Source organism: Devosia sp. (assembly GCF_028290645.1).
Taxonomy (GTDB): Bacteria; Pseudomonadota; Alphaproteobacteria; order Rhizobiales; family Devosiaceae; genus Devosia_A.
Genome location: NZ_JAQGJL010000189.1, coordinates 1 through 5330 on the forward strand (window position 1 = coordinate 1; position 5330 = coordinate 5330).

The window sequence follows — 5330 nt, forward strand, 5'->3', positions numbered from 1 at the left end:
AGCCCGATATCGTGGAAGCGGATGGCGGCGCGGTCATTGGGAGAGCCGGTCATCGCGATCTTGAACTTGCGCGGCAGGTACGAGAACTCCGGGTGGAGGCTCGACCACTGGCGGAGAATCTCGGCGACCGGACGCGGATCGATGATCTCGTCGGCGGTGGCGCCGGCGAACTGGTCGGTGGTGATGTTGCGGATGCAGTTGCCCGAAGTCTGGATGGCGTGCATCTCGACCGTGGCGAGGTCGGCGAGGATCTTCGGGATGTCGCGAAGCTTGGGCCAGTTGAACTGGATGTTCTGGCGGGTGGTGAAGTGGCCGTAGCCGCGGTCATAGTCGCGGGCGATGCGGGCAAGCATGCGCAACTGCTTCGACGACATCGTGCCATAAGGGACGGCGATGCGGAGCATGTATGCGTGGAGCTGCAGGTAGAGCCCGTTCATCAGCCTGAGCGGCCGGAACTGGTCCTCGTTCAGCTCGCCGGTGAGACGGCGGGCCACCTGGTCGGAAAACTGCGCCGTACGTTCCTTCACGAACGCGGCGTCGAACTCGTCATATCGATACATGGCCGTCCTCGTCGAGATGCTGGCGATCGAAGCGCGGGGCGGTCGGGCCCTCGGCGCGGATGCGTTCGCGGATGCGGTCGGGGTAGATGATCCCGTCGCGCAGCGTCACGGTCTCCACCTCGAGACTGACGATCCGCAGCGTCTTCTTGGTCGCCGCGATGGCGGCCTCCTTGGCTTCGAGCTCTTCCTTGAGGAAGACGCGCGCCTGCTGCAGCTCCTCGACCCAGTTGCCGCCGCGGTCGAGATAGACCGTCGCGCCGCTCATCAGCTCGTTGCCGGTGAGGATTTCCATGCTCAATACCTATGCCACCTTGAATTCCGAGCGGGCGAGTTCGATCGCGTCGCTCCAGTCACCGTGCGCGATCGCCTCGCCCACGAAAATGATTGCCGGCCCGTCCTCAAGCTCGACAGCATCGGACGCGAGGGTGCCGAGCGTGCCGCGATAGAGCACGCGATCCTCGCGCCCTGCCCTGACCACGACGCCGACCGGGATGGCGGGCGATGCGCCTTCGGCGATCAGCCGCAACGCGGTCGGACCGGCGACGGACTTGCCCATGTAGAGCGCCAGCGTGAGGCCGGTCGAAGCCAGCGCCGCCCAGTGCTTCAGTTCCTCGGACTCGGCGCCATGCGCGGTGGCGACGACGAAGCCGGTGGAGACTTTGCGTAGCGTCACCGGGGTCGCCGTGTCGGCGGCAGCGGCCAGCGCCGCGGTGACGCCGGGGACGATGTGATAGGCGATCCCCGCTGCCTTCAGCGCGTCGATCTCCTCGCCGGCGCGGCCGAACACCATCGGGTCGCCGCCCTTGAGGCGCGCCACGCGCTTGCCGGCCTTGGCGAGCCGCACGATCAGGGCGTTGATCTCGGCCTGGGTGAAGGAATGGTGGCCCTTGCGCTTGCCGACGAGGATGCGCTCGGCATCGCGCCGGCCCATCTCGACGGCGGCGGCGGGCACCAGATGATCGTGGACGATCACGTCGGCTTCCTGCAGCAGGCGCTGGGCGCGCAGGGTGAGGAGATCCTCGGCCCCCGGACCGGCGCCGATCAGCCAGACGACGCCGGCGCTTTCGCCGTTATCGGCGTGCTGGGTGAGCAAGGCGTCCGCCTTGGCATCGCCCTGCCCGCGCAGCAGCGCGACTTCGACTTCGGGGGAGGTGACGAGTTCCTCGTAGTAGCGGCGGGCGCGCGTGCCGGGCAGCAATGCCGCGACCTTCTCGCGCATCGAGCCGGCGAGCCTGGCGAGCGCCCCGAGATTGGGCGACAGCGCCGCCTCGATCCGCGCCCGGATCACTCGCGCCAGCACCGGCGCATCGCCTTCGGTGGCGACGGCGATGGTGATGGGGGCGCGATCGATGAAGGCGGGGGTGTAGAAATCGCAATCGGCGGGCACGTCGACGACGTTCAGCGGCACCCTCGCAGCTCGCGCCGCGCGCTTTGCCGCCTCGCCATCAGGGCCATGATCGGCGACGAAAACCAGCGCAGCATCAACGAGATCGGTGTCGTCGAACGGACGCGCCAGGACGGTGACCGGTAGCCCCGAGAAGTCGGCTTCGATGTTTTTGGAGATAATGACGACCAAAGCAGTCGTCTTAGTGGCCAATCGGGCTTTATTGAGGGCTTCTTCTCCACCGCCAACGATGACGATGCGCTTACCCTCGACTTTGTAGCTAACGGGGAATGTGTTCAGTTCACCCATTGACGGCCTTTCGAAGCCGGATACATACCCACATCGGCTCTTTGTAACAAGCCATTGAAATTCAATAGCTTTAATGTTTCCCATAGCAGGCGGGGATTAGAATTAGGTTGAGGTGGAAGGGAGCAAGCCGCGAAATGAATCCATGCGCTGCACGGATGGTGGAACGGTGACACTGCGGCAAGCCTAGAGGGAGCTGACGAGGTCGGTCTGACTGAAGTCGCCACCGATGCAAAGCAGCGGACAATCGAGTTCCTTGTCGAGAGCGTAGGAAAAGCAGTCGCCATAATTGAGCCTGGCCGGCTGCCGGCCCTTGCCATAGCGGCGAAAGGCATCGAATGCCAATCGGGCTGACAGTTCCGTAACCGGCACGATCTCTGGATCGGCCGCTTCGATCAGCGATCTGACAGCCGTTCCGATGCCTTTGCTTTCGGACGTGATCAGCGCTTCCGCGAGCGTCCCTGCCGACATCACTCGCCGCAGATCCGATGTCAGCGCCACCTCACACGCAGCACGCTCGGGCTCGTTGAAGGCGATCGCGAGCAGCGCGGACGTGTCGATTACGATCAATTGGGCAGCCATTCTCATCATAGAGGTCATCATGATTACTGGTGCGCAGTTGCGGCGGAATGTCCATCGCGGCCACTTCGCGCACGATCTTGTCGATCACCGCTGAAGTTCGGCGCCAGTCAACCTGGGCTTGGTCTGCCGGGCAGCGCATCGCGCACCAGCCGTACTCCGGGCTTCCCCTCACGGGTAACCACTACTTCAACCCCCTTGTCCGCAAGGTTAAGCAGTTGATCTAGCCGGTTCCGCGCGTCCTTGACGGTTACGTTCATGGCTGTTCTCCGGGACAACATGCCAAATAACGGCGCCCGACGGGCAATGTCAAAGACCAGCAACTACCCCTGCCGCTCCGGCACGTGCACCACCAGCCCGTCGAGCGTGTCCTTGACCTTGATCTGGCAGCTGAGGCGGCTGGTCGGCTTCACGGCGTAGGCGAAGTCGAGCATGTCTTCTTCCATCATCGAGGGACCGCCGACGATCTCCGTCCAGGCGTCGTCGACATAGACGTGGCAGGTGGCGCAGGTGCAGGCGCCGCCGCATTCGGCGACGATGCCGGGCACGCCGTTCATGATCGCCGTTTCCATCACCGTCGATCCGGCTTCGCCCTCGGTCTCGTGCCGCGTGCCGTCGGATTCGATATAGGTGATGTGGGCCATGTAGCTTCGCTCGGGAGGATGGCCCGCATATAGCGGTGCCGTCACCCGGCGGCAAGCACCCCGAACGGCGCGGGCCTTATTGCTCTCCGGCGCTGACCAGCCCGGCGATGAACTCCTGGCACTCGCCGACCGCGACCGCGATGTCCTGGATGAACTCCGGATTGACCGGGTTGCCGGCGCGCAGGTGGTCCTCGGCCCGCTTGGCGAGATCACGCACGCCCCAAGCGCCGATGCCGGAGGCGGCGCTCTTCAGCGTGTGCAGACTCTCCAGCAGCTTGGGGATCGAGGTGCTGTCCTCGATGCGACCGAGATAGACCTGCGACATCTGCGAATAGAGCCGCAGCACCTCGTCCTTCAGCCCCGGGTCGCCGAGCGACTGCTGGTCGAGATGGTTCATGTCGATCGGGGTACGCGACCGCTCCCGGAGCGGGGCGTTCTGCCCCATTTCCACTGCGATAATCCTGGCCATCCCGTGCCCTTTGGTTGGGACACGCCCGGTTCTGGGCTGTCGGGGATCACGCTATCGGGCGGGGATGAAGGGGCCCCAAAATGAATGGGTACAATCTTACCTGTGCCCTTAACCGGCCGCATTCCAACCGGAAATTAACCCTCCATTAAGAAAGCGTTCGGTTTGCCTCAAATTGAATGTATGTTTGAGGTCCACCTAGCGTGCGGCGGCGTGGGGCTGGGCAGACTGCGGGGCTTTTGAATCGCATTTTACCCAATTTGGACGGCTAACCGGAACTCCGGAACGTGTCCAATGCCAGCTCTAATCGCCCGCCGATTGTCGATGCGAGAGTTGTAGAGAGTATGGCTAAAAAGACCACAGCGCCCCAGAACGATCCTGCAACCCTGGCATTCTCGGCAGTCGAGGACGCCCTCAAGGACTCGGTTTTCGCGAACCTGTCCCAGCCCGCCGCGGCCGAGGAGACGCCCGCCGAAAGGCCCGGCCCCAAGCCGATCCCGCGAGACAACTCGGCCCGCTCGGAGCGCCAGCGCACCGCGGACAAGTTCGCCGCGCAGACCGGCTCGGTCGCCAATGACGACCGCTTCCCCTCCTCGAGGATCCTCTACGGCCTGCAGTCGAAATCGTCCGGCGCGCCGAACATGGTCGCGGGGCTCGTAGCAGCAGGCTGGGTGGTCGCCATCCTTCTCGTCGCCATGATCCGCAACGGCAGCGATTTCGGCACTGCCGGCTTCTGGGGCTCCAACGATTTCATCGGCCTCCTCGCGCTGGCCATCGTGCCGGTGATCGGCATCTTCGCCATCGCCACGCTGATCCGCCGCGCCCAGGACCTGCGCAACGCCGCGGCCGCCGTTACCCAGGCGGCCATCCGTCTCGCCGAGCCGGAAACCACCGCATCCGAGAAGGTCGCCTCGGTCGGCCAGGCCGTGCGCCGCGAGGTGAACGCGCTGGGCGATGGGCTCGAGCGCGCCCTGTCGCGTGCCGGCGAGCTCGAAGTGATGATCCACAACGAGGTCACGGCGCTCGAACGCACCTATTCCGACAACGAATCCCGCATGCGCGCCCTGATTCAGGAATTGGCCAGCCAGCGTGAAGCGGTCATCACCAATACCGAGCGCGTGCGCGAGGCGATCACCGAGAGCCATACCGGCCTCGTCTTCGACCTCGACATGATTTCGCAGCGCATCGCCGGCACCATCGTCGAATCGGGCGGCAACCTGACCAAGGCACTTGAAACCGCGGGCAACTCGCTGAATGGCGCCTTCGGCGAGCGCACCGAGAGCTTCGTGTCGCTGATCGACCAGCGTACAAGCCACCTGCTGGTCGCCCTCGACGACTCCGCCTCGCGCCTCAACATCACGCTCGAAGATCGGGCCGGCACCATCTCGGGC

At 64.5% G+C, this 5330-nt stretch carries 7 protein-coding genes and 1 pseudogene; 1 reads left to right on the top strand and 7 read right to left on the bottom strand.

The genetic code is table 11. The features are described from left to right. From JWQ89_RS10465 to JWQ89_RS10490, 7 genes are all read right to left on the bottom strand, one after another. Nucleotides 1-560: nitrite/sulfite reductase (locus JWQ89_RS10465; RefSeq protein WP_299640758.1), on the bottom strand; the 560-nt coding region annotated here is incomplete at its 3' end. Beyond that, entirely contained in the window at nt 547-852 is a 306-nt protein-coding gene (locus tag JWQ89_RS10470; RefSeq protein ID WP_299640759.1) for a DUF2849 domain-containing protein, read from the bottom strand. The genes JWQ89_RS10465 and JWQ89_RS10470, both read right to left, overlap by 14 nt. Nucleotides 853-861: 9 nt before the next feature. Then, nucleotides 862-2253 (bottom strand): siroheme synthase CysG, encoded by a 1392-nt coding sequence (gene cysG, locus JWQ89_RS10475; protein ID WP_299640761.1) that lies wholly within the window; start codon nt 2251-2253, stop codon nt 862-864. 183 nt (nt 2254-2436) lie between these two features. After that, the gene (locus tag JWQ89_RS10480; RefSeq protein ID WP_299640763.1) at nt 2437-2820 is read right to left on the bottom strand and encodes a type II toxin-antitoxin system VapC family toxin; all 384 of its coding nucleotides are present in this window, start codon (nt 2818-2820) and stop codon (nt 2437-2439) included. A gap of 119 nt (nt 2821-2939) precedes the next feature. Beyond that, nucleotides 2940-3110 carry a type II toxin-antitoxin system prevent-host-death family antitoxin gene (locus tag JWQ89_RS22495; protein ID WP_366143991.1) on the bottom strand — a complete coding sequence of 57 codons (171 nt, stop codon included), beginning with the start codon at nt 3108-3110 and terminating at the stop codon, nt 2940-2942. Nucleotides 3111-3152: 42 nt separating this feature from the next. Beyond that, on the bottom strand, nt 3153-3473 hold the full coding sequence (locus JWQ89_RS10485; RefSeq protein WP_299640764.1) for a 2Fe-2S iron-sulfur cluster-binding protein: 321 nt from the start codon (nt 3471-3473) through the stop codon (nt 3153-3155). Between the two features lie 76 nt (nt 3474-3549). Next, nucleotides 3550-3942: an Hpt domain-containing protein gene (locus tag JWQ89_RS10490; RefSeq protein WP_299640766.1), complete on the bottom strand. Its 393-nt coding sequence runs from the start codon at nt 3940-3942 to the stop codon at nt 3550-3552. Nucleotides 3943-4283: 341 nt separating this feature from the next. Here JWQ89_RS10490 and JWQ89_RS10495 point away from each other — a divergent pair. Next, nucleotides 4284-5330 (top strand): annotated as a pseudogene (locus tag JWQ89_RS10495) (hypothetical protein); the annotation flags it as partial.